Source organism: Candidatus Omnitrophota bacterium, from assembly GCA_021735655.1.
Taxonomy (GTDB): Bacteria; Omnitrophota; Gorgyraeia; order Duberdicusellales; family 4484-171; genus JAHKAJ01.
On sequence record JAIPGM010000001.1, the window covers coordinates 103,539 to 123,710 of the forward strand.

Consider the following 20,172-nt stretch of genomic DNA (forward strand, 5'->3'; position numbering starts at 1 on the left):
ACGATGCAGTTGTTAACGGAGACCTTACTTATAAATTAAAGTTAAAGGATGGAAGAAAGAGGCTAAGTAAAGCTTTGCAGGACGAAGTTCGTCTTTGGGCCTCTTATAGGTTCCAGCCGCTTATTCGAACTGTTCGGGGAATTGAATATCGTCGAGATGCTTTAAAGTTGATTGCTAATAGTGTTTATTTCAGGGGGCTTGGCTATACTGATGAGCAAATCAGAGAGGAAGTTAATAAGAAGTTTCGGTTTGTGCTTGGATACCAAAGCTATGCTCGACAACAAGCGGATATGGTAAATCCAGAGAAGAAACTTTCAGAACGAATTGCAGCTAGATCTCGCGTAGAAGGCGTCAAAAAAATAATGGAACTTTTCCCTGATATATTCGTTGCTAACTTAACTAAAGACGGAATATCAATTTGCATGCAAGGCGGCGAAGAAATAGGCAGCAAAAATGAGAAGGATTTCTTTTGGTTAGGTCCTGAAGTTACTCAAGGTAAACCTGAACATCAAAAAGTTCTTTCAATCTGGGTTGATCACGACGGCGGTAATTATGATCATGTTGATACAGTGGATATGAACCAGGATGATTACTTTGAAGAAGCTTTAAAGCATCCGTTAGTCTTACAGGAGCATAGCCCTGATGTTGCTATTGTTGGTATTCCTGAGCATATTTTTACTGCTAGCTTTGGTAATGAGGGGAAACTGCTTGCCTTCTCTGATAGCACCTTTGCGAACATGGTTCAGAGGGTAATTGCTATGGGCGGTACACGTATGCATTATGGTCACCCGGATAGTTTCCGTAAACGATTTGCTAAACGTATGGGCTGGACAGCTTCTTCAAGCAAATTGAACGAAGATATCTTTGCTGGATATCGGGCAATACGCTACGGTAAACGAATTAAGTTTATTGAATATCGCCGAGTCGGTAAGGCCCGTGAGGTTAAATTCGCGACTTCAGTAATTTTATTTCAGAAATTCGGACGTGGTTCTGGTGAACAAGCTCATGATTTTATGTTATATGAACTTTATGAATGTCAGAACTTTGGTTTCACCAAAGGAATGTTTTTCTTGATCAGCTCAATTGGTTTTTATATCAGGAAGCCGGCTGTTGTCTTAGCTGTCCAGGGTTACATCTTTACCTTAATCTTTATGGGTTTAAGTGGTTTTGTTTCTTTTCCTTTAGAAGCTTTTCTTGGAGTCTTGGGTGTTTTAGCTTCTCAGGGTATTGTGGCTACCGGTTGGTTTGAATTGATATTGCGCAAGGGCGTAATCCGAGGAACTTCTGATTTAATCGCGATGATGGCTACTGGAAATGTTCCTTTTTATATGGCTCATGTTTATACCAATGCTTTTGGGTTTTCTGAAGCTCAGGCCGGTATTGCTGGATACTTAGGAAGTGGTCGTGGACCGATGTTACATCATACTCCGATTTTCTATCCTAATTTTAAGTTAAGCTTATATGGATTTTTAGAAGGAAAACAGCTTTCGAAAATGATGATTGTTAATATGGTATTTATTATAGCCGGTATAGTTATCTGGCAGAGTCCGCCGATTCTTTGGTCAGCCTTATTTATCTTGCTTCCTTTTGCGGCTTACTTTTATCCTAATATGTCTAACCCGGGAGCATTACCGATAGGCGTTACTGTCGGTAGATGGCTTGAGATATATAAATCTGATCTTTCTTTATGGCGCAAAACCATAGCTTCTGATAATCCTCTTTGGGAAGGTAAGAAATTAGACGTAGTGCTTCACGGAGCAATATTATTTCCTGTATTATTAATAGTCGGTGGTTTTATAGCTCTCTTTATTAAGTTACCGGTTACCGTAGGCCGTTGGTTAAATTCTCAATTTTCTGACCGAGGCCATGTAATCTCGACCTGGGCTATTAATTTGATTGGTGCGGTGTTTGGTGTGGTTTACTTAGCCAATATGTTGGTTGATAAATTACCTCAATTGGGCAACATCATTGAAGCTTCACCGATGGCTGCGGCAATAGTTGCGGCTATAGTTATTGCTCGAGTCCTTCTTTACATTGGAAGTTACTTTTATAATTTGATCGCTGCCCGTTCTCATCAGGGAGTAAGTGAGGCAGTAGCGGCTTTAACTTTAGCTGGAATTATTCTTGCTGGGTTGAAGTGGGGTTTAGCGCTTAAGGCTTTAGTAGTTGGCTGGTTTAGCTGGTTACCAGCTTTGTTAGCTAGTCCGATTGGCCCTTGGGTTGCTGCAGTCTTATTGGTCCTTGCAGTCGCAGCAATTGTAATTATTGCTTTACCGAGACGTATGCAAACTCATCCTACAGTACCGGCTTGGTTTGTTATTATGGGTGGTTTAGGTTTGCTACTAACAACATTAGGGGTACCAATAGTGATAAATACCCTTACTATATTTGCTGCGATTGCAGTGGGTTCGTTTGTTAATGGAATAGTTGCTCAGGATTTACCAAGAAAGGCTAAAGAGAAGAGATTAAAACGTAACCAAGCATTACCTTACCCGGCAACTATGCCAATAACTAATAAATTAGATCGTTCGCTTACTGAAAGTGAAAAAGAAAAAGTTATTTTAGCTTTTGGCGGAAGCGATGCCTTGGCAACTAATGGTATAGAGTTGAATGATCAAAATCTAGTAATGAGTCCGGCTCTTTCAGCTCCAGCTGAAGTAAGAGGCGGAGTTCTATATATAAATCCTAATACTTTAAGAGGTCCACCAGAACAGCTAAGAGTGATATTTGAAGGCCATGAATTAGCTCATTTTTTAGGAATGGATGAAATTCAAGCCAGACAATATACCATCGACTATCTTTTAGCGAATGGTTTACTTGAGAGCCACATTGCTTTCTTAGAGAATAATTCTATTGGTCTTGTAGCTGATCAGGAATGGTTAGAGGCTTTGAGCCAGAAATCAGTTTCTTTGGATAACGGAATTGAGCTTAAAGTTTATAAGTATAGGCCAGGAGTAAAAGTTGCTGTTGCTCAGATAGATCCGTCAATTTTACAGCCGCATATTTTAGTTTCCAGTGAGTTGGAAGGTAAGTTGCATTCGGTTGATCGTCGCTCTAACTATGTATTGTATTATGATCATGAGACTGGCGAGCGTCTAGATAGCTTTCCTGAATCACGCCTAAAAGTATCTACGGTTACTAGTTTAATTGAAAGATTCCAGGATCTTCATCCAGATTCACGAATAGAGATTATTACTGGTAACGAAAACCTTTTCTATAACAAGCCGATAGTTACAGTTATAGCCAATAAAGCTTACCATGCTGTCGGCGTTGACATAGAGAATCGTAATTATCCTATGCTTGTAATTTGGGCTGACGGTGCAGTAACTATCGAGGAAAGTGTTAGTTTCGAGTTTACTGATTTTGATCAAAATGAAGTCAGAGTGTTGATTAATGGGAAAGAAGAAGATATACGCTATGCTACGGTTATCCAGTTAGTTTTAAATAAACAAGGTGTTGTTAATCCGGGATCCCAGTTATATTTCTTTGATGATATCAAACATTTATTTGCGATGCCACGATTCAGCTCAGATGACTTTCCAGGAACTTTACCCAAGGGTTTGATGAGCGGAGCCATATTTTTTATGGCTGATCAACTTCTATCTGAAAATGCCCAGCGTGTAATCGACTATTACGATTCACAAAATCCAAAAACTGTTCAGGATTTTAATTTAACAAGCACCGTTTTTAGCAGAAGTGCCGATGGCCAAGATCGGGTAAGATTAATCAATATACCAGCAGAGTTATTAGAAGCTAGGTTGTTTGAAGCCGGATACTTACCTGATGACTATTCTATTGATCAAAGAAGAGGTGTAATTACTATAAAGCTTAGAGAAAATGTTTATCCTTTTCATATTATTGGAGTTACAAGTGATGGATTGGTGAAGGAGATAGTAGTTAATGGTAAATCTGGTAAGGTTGGTGTCACTGTAAGAGAAGCTGCCACTATTGCTCAAAAAGAGGGATTAATTAAGGCCGGAATAGTGGATCAAGGGATGACCGTTCGTTTAGATGTGGGTGATTTACGTTTTGGTAATGTTATAGTGGATAAACCTGGGCCTGAGAGGGCTAGTTCTTTAATCGTTTATACCCATATGCCTCTTGATAATGGTAAACAAAATAGACAATCGCCTCCCAGCGATGATAGATTAGGAGGAAGGGCTAGCCATAACGTGGCTGTGGCTGGTCCTGCTTCTAAGCCTTTGGATAATGGTCGACCAGGAAAGACCGAATGGAGCGATTTAATGAATCGCGTTGATCGGGTAAATGGCCTTAGGCAAGATGCACGAATAGCCGTAGTGCTTTATATAGTAGGAGTTGATCAAGAAATCGATGCCGGAACAAGAACAGCTCCTTTAACTGCCGGAGAACTACTGGTTAATGTTAATGGCGTAGGCCAGATAACTTCACGAAGAATTTTCCGAATAGTCGGTGAATTAAATCTTGCCGGAGTTACTTTAACTCCGCTTGATAATGGAAGAGATAATCAATCCTCCCTCAGCGTTTCAGGGACCGACTTAAATCAATTATCGGGTGGATCAAGAACGCGGGCCTTAGAAGGCTTAAGTAGCTTCTACATAAAAACTAATTCAGTACCGGAGGGTATTCAAGAATTGTTTGATAGTCCTTCCGGATTATTAATAACCGTATCTGATTCTGATGGTGTGGTTGGCTATGCTTGGATTGATGTCCCAGCTGATGAGGATCAAGTACCAGCCAGGGTAGTCGTTAGTTTAAGTGACCGTCAATCTTTGGCAGTAGCTGAAAAGCTTAACCATGCAGTAATAAAAACCTTTATCGAAAGAAGTATCCTAAGTGGTAGTAAATTCCTCTTATCAACTCCTAGTGGAGAAAACCTTAACTTCGCTCAATGGTTAAATCAACAATCACAATTCATCGCTGGTTTAGCCCAAGCCGGAATAGTTGTTGCTGACATTCAAACTAGTTTTTTAATTGAAGAAGGTAAACTAATGACTGTGACAGTAGCATCAAGACATCAAGATAAAACCAGAGCAAATAGAAAACCTTTAAATAACGGAAAACAAAATAGACAATCGCCTCCCAGCGATATAGATGGATCCCTGTTAAGGGATCAGGTAAGAGGAAGGGCTAGTCATGACGTGGCCGTGACTGGTCCTGCTTCTAAACCTTTGGATAATGGTAAGGATGTCGAAAGAGCAGAACATGTATTAGAACAAATAGGGACTGCTTTGGAGGGAGTTAAGGAATTAGTAAGTGCTCATTCTATTATTGTTGGCTTATTAGTTGCCACGGTGCTAGTAGCGGTTAGCATTGGTTTATTCTTAGCCATCTGGCGCATATTCTTTTCAGTAAGTTGGTGGTTGCGACGATTGGAGAAGGTAGAGGCTAAGATGCAGATTCATGAGTTTTTTGTTCGTTTAGATCGGGATAAAGCTATAAAGCTTGTACAAAATATTTTAGCCAACTTCAGGGCAGAGCTTAAAAAAATTGATAAAAAAATAAATAAAGTGCACAATCGTAAAGAGCGTCTTCCCGAACTGGTTTCCGAGTCTACTTTTGTAGAGGATTTTGCTTATCAGTCTGATGTAAATGGGGTTACAATTATCGAAGGCCACATGGAACAAATATTAGTTCCTAATCCTAAACGTGAAGATTTAGATTCCAGGATAAAGGGATTAAGGGAAAGGGAAGAACTCATAACTAAACAAATATCTAAATTGGAAGGTATGTTGACTTCTTGGGAAGAAGCAGCATTAAGGTTAAGATTAGACCAATTGCAAAAAGAGTTAACCTCAACCCTAACTACTACTCTTGTATATGACTTAGATAGTGAATTAGTTTGGTGTGGAGACTTCGACTATAAATATGGTCAAGAAATTGGTGATTGGGTTCACTCAAAAATGAAAAGGGTAGTGAATCCAAGGTATTTGCAGCTTGAACAGGAGATAGCAGAAGTAGCTACTAGGTTGGATCGATTATTAGATGATAGTGCAAGCAGGGAACAAAGAAGACCCACCCCTCTCGACAACGGCACAGAACCTAGCGTGTCTTCTTATCCTCATCCCAGAGCAATACTTTGGGATTTAGATGGCACCTTAGTCAATACCATGCCACAGGTGTTAGAGAGTTTCGGAAAGGTAATATATTGGATCAGGACGGCCAGTTCGATTGAACCACAACAGTCACAATCCCAAATAGCTCAAGATTATTTCGAGCATAAGCCTTGGAAGGCCTTAACTGATCATTTAGTTGATGTTATAGCTCAAGCTCAACAGGATCATGTTTCTCAGGCTCAGCTAGCTCAGGTCGCACAAGAGCTAGGCCAACGCTATCAAGCTCCAGCAATGAATCAGGCTGATGAATTAGTTTTTAGTTTTGCTAAGATTTACGAGGCGGTATTATTAGATGAGGTTGAACATAATCCGCCAGCCTTATTTCCAGGAGCTTTTGCATTAATACATAACGCTAATCAACAGGGAGTATTACTTTATATTGCTACGGGTACACCGCAAAGGGTAGCTGAAGCTATAGCTATAAACTTACGCCTTGATAATTATTTTAGACGTATATATGGTGTACCAGTTGATAGTCCCTATCCTTTTGTTAATGGAAAGGCAGATATTTTAGTACAAATAGAGACTGAGCTAGAAATTTCCAGCAGTCAGATTGCTATTGTCGGTGATTCGGCAGGTGATGTTGCAGCAGCAAGACATCCGTCTCTACCGGAAGGATCTAAGTTTGTTTCAGTCGGTATTGCCAGCAGCCCTGAGAAACGTCAAGAGTTAAAAGAGGCTGGGGCTGATTTCATTGTTCCGGATTTAGAGTTTACTGGAGGCCAGATAGTTAAGCTATGGTTTCCGGCGGTTCCAGTTGTTCCAAATTTACCGCAACGTAACGATAGTTTACCTTTTCAGTTTGTTTTTATGACGGTAACTAAATCAAGCCAAGCTCAAGATTTACAGGTTGAGCCTATTGAATTAAGGCCATTTTCAAGTCGGATCATCGGGTCGGTACTTGAAGGTGATTATACCGGAGCTCCGGCAGAACTTTCAGCTCGTCAAGTAGACTTTAACCGGCCGTTAGCCGATCTTTTTCCGATCGTAAGAGCCGCTATCGAGACTAATGATGCTGCTGAATTCTTTTATCTAGTAGAAGGTATCGTAGCTTCTGAAGTTCTTAATCCGGCTGAAAAGCGCGAAGCATTCCTTACAATTTCTGCCTGGAGTAAATTTATGCCTAATACAATCAAGGGCGAAGGTTACTGTTCTTATTCTTTTGAATGGTTTGCTAACGCTGCCTTAGAGCATCAGCATAGCAATCAAGGTGATCAAGAGTTAAGAATCGGATCTTTGGGCTCAGGCGATGGTTTAGCGATTTATCAGAATAGAACCTTAATGAGAATACAAGGAGTAACTCCTAAAATTACCCAGTTTGAAATTGATCCGAGAAGTATAGATCGATCTAAGGTTCTTAACCCCGATGATGATTATGTTCAATGCGATCTTTCAAAGCTAGATCCTGAGGTACGTAAAAGATATCAGGGCCAATTTGATGTAATTTACCTTAATAATGTTTTACATGAACTTTTTGCCTTCTGCGGTGAAGAAGGCGTCAGAGAAACTTTACGATTGGCTAATGAGTTTTTAAAGCCAAACGGAAGAATAGTCTTTCGAGATGGATTGTATCCGCACAACGGAAACACCTATGTTCGGGTTGCGGTATCGGAACAGTATGAAAAAGCCTTCCTTTATTTTATCGCTAATTTTAACTGGCCAATACCTCTTTTTCTGGGATTTGATGAGGATGAGGTAGTGTTAAGATTCGGAGACTTAGCTAAAATTTTAACCAAAATTAAATTCATACAACAACGAGCCTGGGATGATCGTTATCCGGTAGAAGACGAGATGCGGCAAGTTTATCCTTACGCTAGTGTTTATGATTATATGAAATATTTTCATGAAGCTGGATTCGTTAGCGAGTTTATCAGATTGGGTAATGAGCAGGAAAGCTTACAGCTGTGGAAAGAAGTTTTCCCCTTTAGACAGATGCTTTCACTTGAACAAATTGAAGATGCTGGAATCTCACCATTGCAGGAGGCGAGCATTCCGGAAGCGAATTTTACTTCTAAGCCTTTGGATAATGGCAAAGATGTCTCAAGGGCAGAACATATTTTAGGACAAATGGATAGATTTCCTCATTCAGCCAGCACTCAAAGCATAGTGTTACATTTTAACCCAGAAGCATTCGCTCAAAGTTTTAGCCCTACAAGCTTTGCTGAGAGAGTAGCTGAAGTAATTACTTTTAATCCAAAAACTACAGCCGGAAGAGAGTTAGGCCAAACTCTTGATAGAATAGTAAATCAATTCCAGAGTCAAAAATCAGTATTCGTTCCTTTAATTATTAAATCAGGCCTAGATAGCCCAGAATCATTTGGTTATAAGTCTATAGCAGATTTCTTAAGAAGTAATTTTAATCACAATACTCCGGCTTTACAGTTTATCGTTATAACTGATAGCGTCAGTGACTATCAAGGATTTCTAGATTCTGGTAGTCAATTCGTTTGGGAATTAGTAGCAGTTAATAAATTCGATTTCACGCAGAACACCCCCCTCGACAACGGCTATCAAAACCCGGCTGATTTAGCTGCCCGAGCTCGCGAGCTTGGTTTGGAAAATCTAGCTTTAAATATTGAACAAAATGTAGTTACTACCCAAAAAGACTTAACCGTAGTAGCTGATATGTTTGCTATCGGCCAAAGCCATATCTTTGTTGGTTGGGATCAACCAGGGATACATGATAATCAGAAGCTTCAGGTGTTGGGTCAGATCCGTCGTCGTAGTAAGCAATACCCAGGAAACCTAAAAGCCTTGGCTGATAACTCAAGAAAACTACTTGAAGGTTATTATGCTGGTAAAGGAAGATTCGATGACTACGAAGTAGGCACTCCAGAGACAACTGAAATATCAAGTCTAGTAACTAAAGAAGGAGAATTAATCCCACAAGCGGTAGCTGCTTATCTAGCTCTAGAAGCTGAAGGTTTAAGCTTAGCTAATCAGGTAGTTTGGGCTGAACCTGCCGGTGGTAGAGGTGAACGTCTCAGCAAAGAACAACCAATACCTTATCGAGGCATTAAACCAGCTCTTCTTATTGCTTTAATCAGTCAAAACTCTCAATTTGCCAGCTTCCAGACTCGTCAGATTATGGGTTGGCAGAGATTAGCCAATCAATCTCAAGGAGGGCAATTAGACCTAATTAATTCAATCATGAGTTCAGAAGATAACCATGAAGATCTACGTCGTCTTTATGAACAACATAATTACTTTGGCGCTAAACCCGATTCAGTTAACCTACATCCACAACCATTAGTCTTTGCTGTAAACACCTACGAAGGTCATTTTGCGGTTGAAGACGATGCTTATCCTTATCGTTTAGTTGAAAAAGCTCATGGCCATGGTGATATCCATATGGTTTTTCATCAACAAGAGGTTGCTAAACATGCCCTCGATCGGGGAAGAAAATATATCGTCTTCTATCAAGATACTAACTTACCGATATTCAGAGCTCTTCTACCTACTTTAGCCATAACTGAAAGAGAAGGTTATGTTTTAAGCTTTATTGCTTCACCGCGTCACCCTGGTTCAGCAGTCGGAGCTTTAGCTAAATTAACGCATAAGCAAACTGGCGATGAAACCGTAATGAACGTTGAATATATGCTTTTAGGTGATATGGATGTAGCCGCCAAAGGTAGTGAATTTACTCCATTCCCGGGTAACTTAAACGGTCTAGTCTTAGCTCTTGAGCCTTATCATCAAGCTCTTGAAGAAGCTCATGGCTTAGTACCAGAATTAATCAATCCGAAAGACCCTGAGCGTGATCTAGAAGCTTTAAAAGTAATCACCTTGCCTGATGGCTCAACAGCTCATAAACTTAAATCAGAAGCTCGAGCTGAAAATAATATGCAGGATATTGCTGAGATTATGGGTGATAAAGGTCCGGTAAGAGTAATCCAATTTGAAGATGGAACCTGGATCTTCTCAGCTGCCAAAAATAGCCAAGAATTAGGTAGGCAAGCTGTAGCTAAAGGTATTCCTTCTGAGACCATGGCTTCAGCTGAAGCTGACTTCTATCGTAATAATCGAATTGCTCTTGCAGTTGCCGGTTTACAAGTAAATGTTAATGGCCACCAAACTCAATCTCAAGGCGTACCCTACCAGGACGGAGCCAAGATCTATCTTGATCCGTTTATGTATCCGACTCTGGCCTCAGTAGTCGAAGCCTTCCGTAACGGTGGTTCACTCAGCGAAGAATCAACTTTGGTCGTTGAAGGTGAGGGACGAGTAAACTTTAACCACCTAGAACTAAACGGAACTTTAACTATCCATGCTGGTGAAGGAGTAACTATACTCGTAGACGGGTCTTTTGAGACTGTTGGTACCTGGCGCTTTAGAAATTTAAGCCTTGAGGAACTAAGTAACCCAGCTATCGGAGATAACGAACTGATCAGAGGTTATCAGTTAATCAGAGATGGTGGCTTAAGATACAATGTAACCGAACCAGGAAGTTATACCTTAACTCAAGATGGTTTAACTAAGAATCAAAGTCCTTTGGATAATGGTAAACAAACTTTAGACAATCAACGGACGTTCAGATCTAATAGAGCATGTATAACACCGACAATTATCATTGCGGTGGCAGTGGCTTTATCATTTTTAGTTGGAGTAGAAAGATTTTTTACTTACTTTGCAATAGGAATATCCGCCCTAGCTGTGATTTTTAGTCTTTACTATTCAATTATTGAATTAATTTCTTTTATGAACAATCAGTCTTTTGATAGTAGAAGGCAAGGAGATAGGCAGGATGACCCTAGACGTGAAGAGCTCAAACGAAGATTAGAACAATCAGATACTGAGAATGATCGAAAAAGACCGTTAGATAACGGTAGAGAGAAGACCATCGTAGATTTATCCGTAAATTTAAAACCCGGCCGTTATCATTACCCGGCCTACGCACCAACTGCTGATCAAGACGAACGTGAACCAGACGATGAAGAACGTGGAAGAATTATCGCACTTTTTGGCGGAAGAAATGTATTTGATCAAGCAGATTTGATTGTAAGAATTGCTCCGAGATTAGAATGGGTTGCTGAGGTTGACATTCTAAGAGAACAACCCAAGAAGTATTTATTAATTAATCCTAATGTTATTCGGGGGCCACCGCAGTATGATTCACAACTTAAAATAATTTTTGAGCAGCATGAAGCATATCATTTAGATGGTGATGATGAGAATGTCGCTACAAATAAAACTATTGAGTATTTAGTTTCAACTCCAACCGCAGTTAACCAACCAAGATTATTAATTAGCCATCTTCGTTTCCTTGAAAATAATTCTTTAGGCATAAGGCCGAAGCGAACATGGCGCAATCGCCTCGTTCGACGCATTGATGTGCAAGATTTACCAAGCACAAGACAGAGAACCGATCAAGAAAAAAGATTGATTCAAGAAGTTATTGAACGAAACCAAAAGGCCCGGGAATTTTTGCAACCAGTTGAAATATCAGAAAGCATTGCGGTTGATCCGCTCTTAGCTGATGCGGTTTTGGCTAACTCACCTGAGGATTATCGCAACGCCATGCCAGCCGAAACTTTTTATTATGAAATGGTTGATATAACTATTTTACTTGATGAATTAGATGATGATGCCGAAGGAAAAGCCGTGTTTGTTTCTTTTGCTAATCAACATGGCTTGACTTATACCAAGGTTATTACCGTTAATCGGGAGTCTGCTGGAATTGTTCATAGGGTATCGGGAGTAATTAGCGATTTAGATGCTCATATCGGTGACACTATTCAATATCAGGGAAGTCAGAATGAAACTAAGTTTGCTCCGGCCGCCGGTAAGGAAATTTTTATTCATTGTGCTTGGGTTGGTTCAAGTTTAAACCCGGAACAAATTCCCCAAAACCAACTTAACGCAGTTACGATTCCCGAAGATTTCAAGGCTACTAGTGAACAAAGAAGAGCTAAGCGACGCACTAATCGTCGTTTAGTGGTTAGTGCTCAAGGCAGATTTGACCGACAGAAGGAAATAGTTGACTTAGCTGAGTTACCGGAAGAGGTCAGGAACTCGATAGTTGAAAAATTAGAAGGCATGTTTACGATTTCTGGGGCAACCGATTCAAGGCGAATTGTAAGAATTGGCGAAATTGTTAAATATGACAATCAAGATCAGGGATACCCTTTGACTTATAAGGTTAGCTGTGTTGAAGGAGAAATAGCTATCTTAACCCAAGCGGTTGAAGCAGTTTTAGCTAATCTAGAGATTGAAGTTGATGGTTTGGGAGGAATTTCCAAAGAAACTATTAGTGGATTAATTTTAGCGGCCTTAGAATTTGGTGTAGCTGAGGCAAGAGCAACTGAATTTGTGCCGATAGCCGGATTTTTAACTTGGGTTGAACAAATTTTAACTGCAGTTGATGCTTTAACCAACCAAAAAACTCACTCACGTTTAATTACTAGAATTGCTGAAAATACTGAGACATTACCGAGTACATACCGGGAAGCTGCAGTAGTAGCTTTAAGCGGTCATGATGATCCAGGCACTCTGTTTAAGAAAGTGCATTCGGCGGCAGTAGCTGTGTCGGGAAAGATTTATCTTAAAGAGGATTCTGAGCTAGCAAGAAAACAGAGTCTTGAGCCGCAAAACCCGACCGAACAAAGAGTTATAGAAGTCTTTACTAGTAGAATTGATGAATATGAGGCAGCTTTAGCTGATCCAAGCCTATCTGATGAGATGAAAAGTAAAATTTGTTCATTCCCGTTGGTGCTTTTACAGAGTTTAGGTCACACCTTAGCAATTATGCGTTTCTCTGATCCAGTTGTATCGGCTCATGTAGCTGTTTTTAGAGGAACGCAATTTAGTGTAGTCGGCTTTGCTATTGATTCACGGGCTCAAAGGGCAATGTTTAATAAAGCTTTTCATGAAGTATCAAAAATTACCACTGCAATAATTAGAGAAATTCAGTTTCCCGAGGCTGATTTAGCTGTTGTGCTTGAAGATGTTCCAGAACATGCACCGTTTATCCTTATGTTAAGACATGATTTAAGTGATTTATCGCAATATCGCCAGTTACGTCAGAGCTATCCGAATCTGGTGGCAATTGTAGTTATTGAAACCGGAGTTTTGCATTATGGTATTGCAGCTCGAGCCGAAGGTTTTCCGGTTTTAGCTGAGGCTCACCTTGTTGTTGATGGACATAAGATCTCAGTTTGGGAAGCCGTGCCTGAGCGGGAAGCTGATGGTCAAAGAGTAAGAGCAATTGTTGATACTGAGGCCGGGATTCTAACAGTTCGTCCGGATAGCCAGACTGCCAATCAGGCTTTATCGGAGGAGATGGCCGAGGACGCCGTAGATGCTTATGTATTTTCTCGAAGAAGTAATCCAGTTATCTTAGCCGATGGCAGCACTGTCTTTTCAGTAGCCGTAATTATGGATTATCTTGAACAACTATCTGATATTGCTCTGGCTTTGGTCCACTTAATTGGTTTAGTTCGGGTTGAGAACTTATATGATGGAATCGGCAAAGAAGGCATCTCGGGTCAAGGTATTTACTCCGATCAAGAGGAAGAGGCTTGGGTTAATATATATCGTGAGATTGCCACTAAGTCTGGTGTTCGGGTAGTTCAGGTGAGGTTACCGGATCGAACTTTGATTGATAAAAATCCGCCGGCTTTCCACGGTAATGATTTAGAGAATTTAGCTTTTCTGCTTGAACCGGGTGATGGGCGTAATATTGCCACAGTTCATCTAAGAGCCTTGATACGGGTTAACGCTGAAGGAATAGTTGCTAACCAGGGCCAGTCGGGTTCTTATGCTGAGCTTAGAGCAATGTTTCCAATGGTTACTGATGCGCAAGCTTGGGATCAAGCCATGACCTTAGTTGATGAAGTCAAAGCGGAGTTAGGCGATGATGGTGTTTTAGCCGAAGGATTCAGCGAAGGGGTAATGTTTGAAACTTCTAGCGCTATTGATCAGGCTGAAACCCTAGCGGCTAATTCAAAATTTGGCAGTGTTGGCAGCAATGACTTGATTTCATTTTCATTGGGTAAGACTCGTGGTGGTCAGGACACTACTCAATACCAGCGTGAGTTTAGCTTTATGGTTATGCGTGAGCTTAATCGATTAATGGACGCTGTTTCAGCTGATTATCCATTATGTCTTTGTGGTCAGCTAGCCTCGGTTGATGAATTTTTATTATTTGCTGCTTACTCAGCTTCACAGGGAAGAATAATCGTTCCTAGCGTTGGAGTTGGTCAAGTTGCTTATGTTAAAGAATTTCTCCGACAAGTTGATCCGCAAAGGTTAGCAGCTTTATTTGATGTACACTCAGCCGAAGATTTTAATACTCGTACCATAGCTGGCTTAAGAAAAGAAGCAGCGAGGATTAGAGGCCAGATTAGATTAGCTAGCCAGCCATTATTATTTGAGATGATTGCTCGCCTAAGGTCAGGCCAGGCACAGCGAAGACCTTTAGATAATGGTAAAAAAGAAAATCCAGTAATAGTTATTCCAGTCCATGTGCCAGGACAAAATCAAGCCGTAAGTCAGATATTGTCAGATCAAGGAGTAGATAATGAACTTTTTCCGATAACCGTACGTGAATACGAGTGGTATATGCATAAAAGAATTCGCGAAAAAATTGAAAGTATAAAAGCACAAGCTATTACTACTGTTATCTATGGTTCAAGGTGGCGGGTGTGTGTTCATGATGCTTTTTATGGAGTGCTACTGGCAACCTCGCTTGATGAAGATAGGGTTGATTTTGATCAGGTTGAGATTTTAATCCCAATTGATTATATTGATGGGATCGACCAAGCTATTTTAGATAGGCCAGAATTCGTAAATGCTGATTTTAGCAACACCCACTTATTTGGTGGAAATATGAGCACGGAAAATTTATTTCTCATCCCACACCGAATTTTTGTTTATGGTCAACAGTATCCTGACTTTTCGGGAAGAAAATTAGATGAAATAGATGCTGATTTTACCGTAAGAATTTTTCGTACAGCTCAAGAAATGGCTGCGCATATCAAATCAAGCCGTAATCATCAAGCTCAGACGCCACTAGATAACGGTAAAAAAGTCAATAAGTTGGACTTAGTCAATTCGCAAGTCAGAGGTTTAATTTCCGGCAATCAGACTCGTTTTCAGTCGCGACATTTAACTTATACTAATTCGGTAGAGGGGATTAAGGTGGACGATTTAGTTGGTAGTGAAGAACAGCTAGGAAGAATTATTGATTTTCTTGAACAAATTTATGATAAGGGCGTGGGAAGCTTAGGTGATATTTTACTTTATGGCGGAGCAGTAAGAAGAAAGGTTTATGATTTAGGTCGTTTTGTCAGCGATTACGATCTTATGGCCCTTCCGAAGCTATCGGCGCGTGAATTACAATTACCAGTAAAAGCTCAGAGGAAGGTTGCCCGGGGAAAAGCCGAAGCAATCTTAGAAATGGTTGCTGATGATTTAGATAGTACTCCTGAGCGGATAAGTTCACCGCGCGGCAAAGCTGCCTTTGAACGCATACCGGTAAGCTTAACTTGCTATATTGGCCAAGACGGGGCACCGATTAGCTTCATTAAGCGCAGCCGTCAGCATTTTATCGATTTATCGATTTCACATACCTATATATCAGTTGGTCAAAGACTTATTTGGGATTTTTGGAACGGTCAGGGCTTAGCTGATTCAGTTACTAGCACAGCTCGTTTAGTCGGGTTTGCCGATGAAGACGAAATAACCTTACCTAATGTTTTAAGAACAATCAGATTCGTTTATGAATGCGGTCTTAATTTCGAACCAGAGACCGAGCGGATAGTCAGAGGTTATCTTAGACGATCCCCGGATAGAATTTCTTTAGGAACATTGTCAGATCTTTCGCGGGACATGATTGAGAATGTTCTTTTTGGTATATTCCTTGGAATTATGCGGGCTGCTGAATCACAGGAGGCACAGGAGGAGGCCAAAGCTTTCTTGCGGGAAATCGATCCGAACGAGGTATTAACTGATTTCTCACCGCAAATTACCAATGAACTTCATTCTAGCCGTCCGCTCGATAATGGAAGGCAACGCGCCTATCAAGATATCGGAGAGTTTACTCACAAACATGTTGTTTATCCGGAATATTTACCGGGCGGAACAACCGTAGATAAGCTCATTGAGCGTGAAATGCCCTCAGCCTTATTTGCTTATGAAACAATATTAAGAATAAGACATTGGATGGATTCTAATGGGCTAAGTAATCGGCCATTAGTTATTTGGCAGAATATGCGCTTAGCTGGTTTATATCCTTACATGACTAAAGAAGTAATGAGAGAGCTTGAAATTATAGAAGTTTCGTCAGAACAAATGAACAGTATTGTTGCTGGAAGAAGAAAATTGCCGCAAGGGCTACAAACGGCACGATTTATACTTATCCGTCATAAAATTCCTTCATTGCGTGTTCCTTATGATAGTAGTTTTCCGGATGCCTTGTCAGCCTTTGGAGCAAAACTGAAAGCTCCGGTGATGATGCTTGACCATTCAGCTTGTCATTTTAGCCGGGCACAGCAGCCACTTTTAGGTATGATGTATGACGAACAATATTTGAGATCTAATATCGCTATTAATTGGTTAAATAACCAAAGAGATCTTTCAGAAGTTACTGATTTGCTTTTAGAAGATACAGTTTTAATAGCGGTAAATGCAAATACATTGCTTAATGGCTCTTACGATCCAAAACATGCGTCGTTTTTAGATGATTGTGATGGAATCCTCGATCGTAGCCCCAAGGAAACAGTAAGCATCGCCGGTCAAGATACTCCGATTGGAGATGCTTTCTTCAGGGTTTATGAAGCACGCACTGATAAAGCGATAGCTAGTTATAATGCTGATGCTCAGGCTAAACCTTTAGATAACGGAAAGATAAGTCCAGCCGAACAACGCCTAGTCAAAGATACACTTTTAATTTCCTATCGAGAAGAAACAACCATTCCGGAAGGTTTCCTTAAAGCGGAAGCTGATTCAAAAAGGTTTGAGGCTTATTTAGATAAGCAAGTTAGACATATTTTATGGGAAATGAGTACAAATATAATTTTACATGCAGCCGGTAATGGCTCAGTAACTGTTAATCTAGTTACTTTAGATGGTCAGTCGGCCTTAGAAATTATTTCTGAGAGTGATGCTTCGGAATTCTCATTAAGTAACTTTTTTGTTAGTTATGATGATTTAGTTAATTTTGCCGCTAACCTTAGTAGTAAACATGTGGGATTATTACAGATGATGCAATATGCTGATCGTTTCCGATTTACTCATCGAGATGGCATTTTAACTATTGAAATCGTAAAGTGGCAAGATCAGACACAACCAAAGGAAATTGCTATTGATTTAGCAGTTGATCAGGCTTCAGTTGAGACAGCCTTAGCTAAAGTTAGGACTGCTCCTAATAGTAATCGTCAGCGTTTAGAAATACTTTCTCAAGATAAGGGAGAAATTGGTGCAGTAGCTCAAATTTTTATTCAGAGCATTAGTGCGCCTTTAGATAATGGAAAGAAACTTGACCCTGAGACCGAACTTAGAAGAATCGCTCAAGAGTTAGATGATTTAGGCTTGGGCCAAGCTGATGTCAGTGACAGTATTGATAGAGTAAGGGTTGCTTTAGGGCAAGGTTGGTATATACCGGAAAATAGGCCGCATATTGAAATTCTAGGCGATGAGCAGGGGAGGCTTTTACGTGCCTTAGATGAAACTCATCTGCATCAAGAGCTGCCGGTAGTCGGAGCCGTAGATACAATAGTTGCAAAGTTGTGTGGTTTTTGTTTTCGTTCGGCTGACGTAGTAGTTTTATCGCCCAGAGGAAGGAGAGGTTTCTTTATTCGTCGGGCAATTAAACCATATGAGGGTTATCTTACTTTGGTTGGCGGCGGGGTCCAGAGCGGTAGTTATGAAACAACCGCAAGAATGGAGATAAGAGAAGAGTTGATTTTAAGCAGATTACCAACTAATCCAATACAGATTATTAGTTATTATATTGCCGTAAAGCACATATCTTATCTTAAAGGTGCTTTCTTATTATATATTTTAACTGATGATGAATTAGGCCAAGCTAGGGAATCCAGTCGCCGGGTTAATTCAGCTAAGGTAAATAAGAGCCGAGGAGAATTTATTGCTTGGTTAGCTCAACAGCGCGATCAGGAAGATGGTACTGGCGAGGCTTTTGGAATTTATGAGATTGATCTTGAAACAGTATTTGATCGTCATCTACCGAATCCTGAAGTAGCTGGCGAAATTGGCCTAAGAATTCCTGAAACTTACGTTGGTGGTGAAGTTGAAGAAGAGTTTGCCGCCTATACCCCGGATATATTACAGTTATTTATGCAAGATCCAGCAAGGATAGCCAGAGCTAAAGAGGAATCCTTGAAACTCATCCGAGGACCTTTAGATAATGGAAAAACCCAGCAAGAAAGGAAACGTATTTTAGCTAGAGCTCGGTCAATCAGAAATACCAACCACGATATTGGTAATCATCTAAATGGTTTGCTAGGCTGTTTGAAAGAATCCAAAGAAATTGAAGAAGCTTATGCGATTTTTGGAAGATTTTCCGCAGACATTGCTGGTTTAAGAAAGTATCGCGAAGGTGGCGAGGCTGTTACCGATCAAGTTCTTGATGAAATAGCTCAGGCTTGTGATCATTGTGAAGCATTATTGGAAGAGTTACGTGATAAACTTCTTGAATTTGAATTTATCCGGACTATGGGTATTGACGATTTGGGTGAATGTTTTAGTCATATGGATCTAGAAATAAGAGGGTGGTTAGTCCAGGCAACCAAAGATGCCTATGATGTAGTTTTAATGTTGTTACATGACGAGATAGCCATTTTTAGTGCAGTTGAGGCAATAACTTTTATAACTCGAAGAGAGGCTAGCGAAGAAGAACTTGAGGTTCCCGAGATAAGGGTCAATCCTGAAGGTAGTCGAGTTATAGTATCGATAAACAGTCGTTACTTTTTAGGAATTTTTATGAATATCATCAGGAATTCTTGCACAGTTTGCAAGGGAATGTCTGGTCCGTTTGCTTCGATTGAAATTGATGAATCAGGAGAAGAATTTAAAGTTGTGGTTCGCGATAACGGACCGGGCATGAATGATGCTCAGGTGCATCAATACAATCTTCAAGCGGTCGGTGATCTAACGGCTGTTACCGGAGTAATTTCTTCAAAGCCAGCCAAGGTACATGCTGAATCAAGTGGCTACGGCCGAGGCCTAAAAGAAGTTATTGCTGATATTGTTTTGCTTGGTGGGCGTACTTTTGTTGAGCGGTTATCAGCCGGAGGCATGCAAACCGTAGTAATTTTACCGAAACGACAAATAAAGAAACCTTTAGATAATGGCAAAAAATCTTTAAAATCTCGCCTAGCTGAAGCCGATACAGTAATTATTCCTACGCTGGTTGGTTTAACTGAGGGTCGAATTACTATGATAGTAGGTGATAATTTTGTGTCTTCTTACCAAACAGTTTTAGAGTTTTTAAATAGTGAAAAAACTAACATAACCGCTCTAAAGACAATATCAGGAGTTTTAAGTGAATTTTTCTTCGACGGTCATCCTAAGGCGGTAATGGTAGGTGAAGCTGATCTAGAGGCGGTGGGTATAGTTTTACCTGAGAGTGGAATAATTGATCCATCCAAAGATAATGTAGACATAGATGATTTAAGACAAAAGATCCTTGAGCTGCGTGATGTCATTGCCGGGTTTCCTTTAAGTCAAGTTGAAGAGTTTGAACAACATAAGTTTGATACCTTGGCTGACAATAAAAAACAAAAAATAGACGAAGATTTAACCGTATATGCTAATACTCATATCTTTGACCTTAGATTAAGGGCAAAAAATGAAAGTGAAGTTGTGGTAAGAACTTTTAAGAATTCTCCGGTTGTTTCAGATCAAGTAGAGATTTTGGGAGTTGGCCCGGAAACTATCCAAACATGGTCAAGAATAATAGAAGCTTCAGAATTAATTGCTCTTTTTGGCCAGTTCCCTCAAGAATTAACTCCAGCCTTAGAGGATAAAGTTATAGTGAAAGTTGCTGTTCCGCTTGATAACGGCCGGAATAGTTCAGCTGATACAACTAACCAGCTATTAACCCAACTTGAGCAAATGG

The 20,172-nt window shown here is 40.3% G+C and carries 1 protein-coding gene (cut by both window edges); it reads left to right on the forward strand.

The whole window is internal to a 4-alpha-glucanotransferase gene (locus tag K9L86_00250; protein MCF7907297.1) on the forward strand: the coding sequence, 137,664 nt in all, runs 50,164 nt past the left edge and 67,328 nt past the right edge, and what appears here is coding positions 50,165–70,336 — codons 16,722 (partial) to 23,446 (partial); the first codon wholly inside the window starts at window position 3. The start codon and the stop codon both lie outside this window.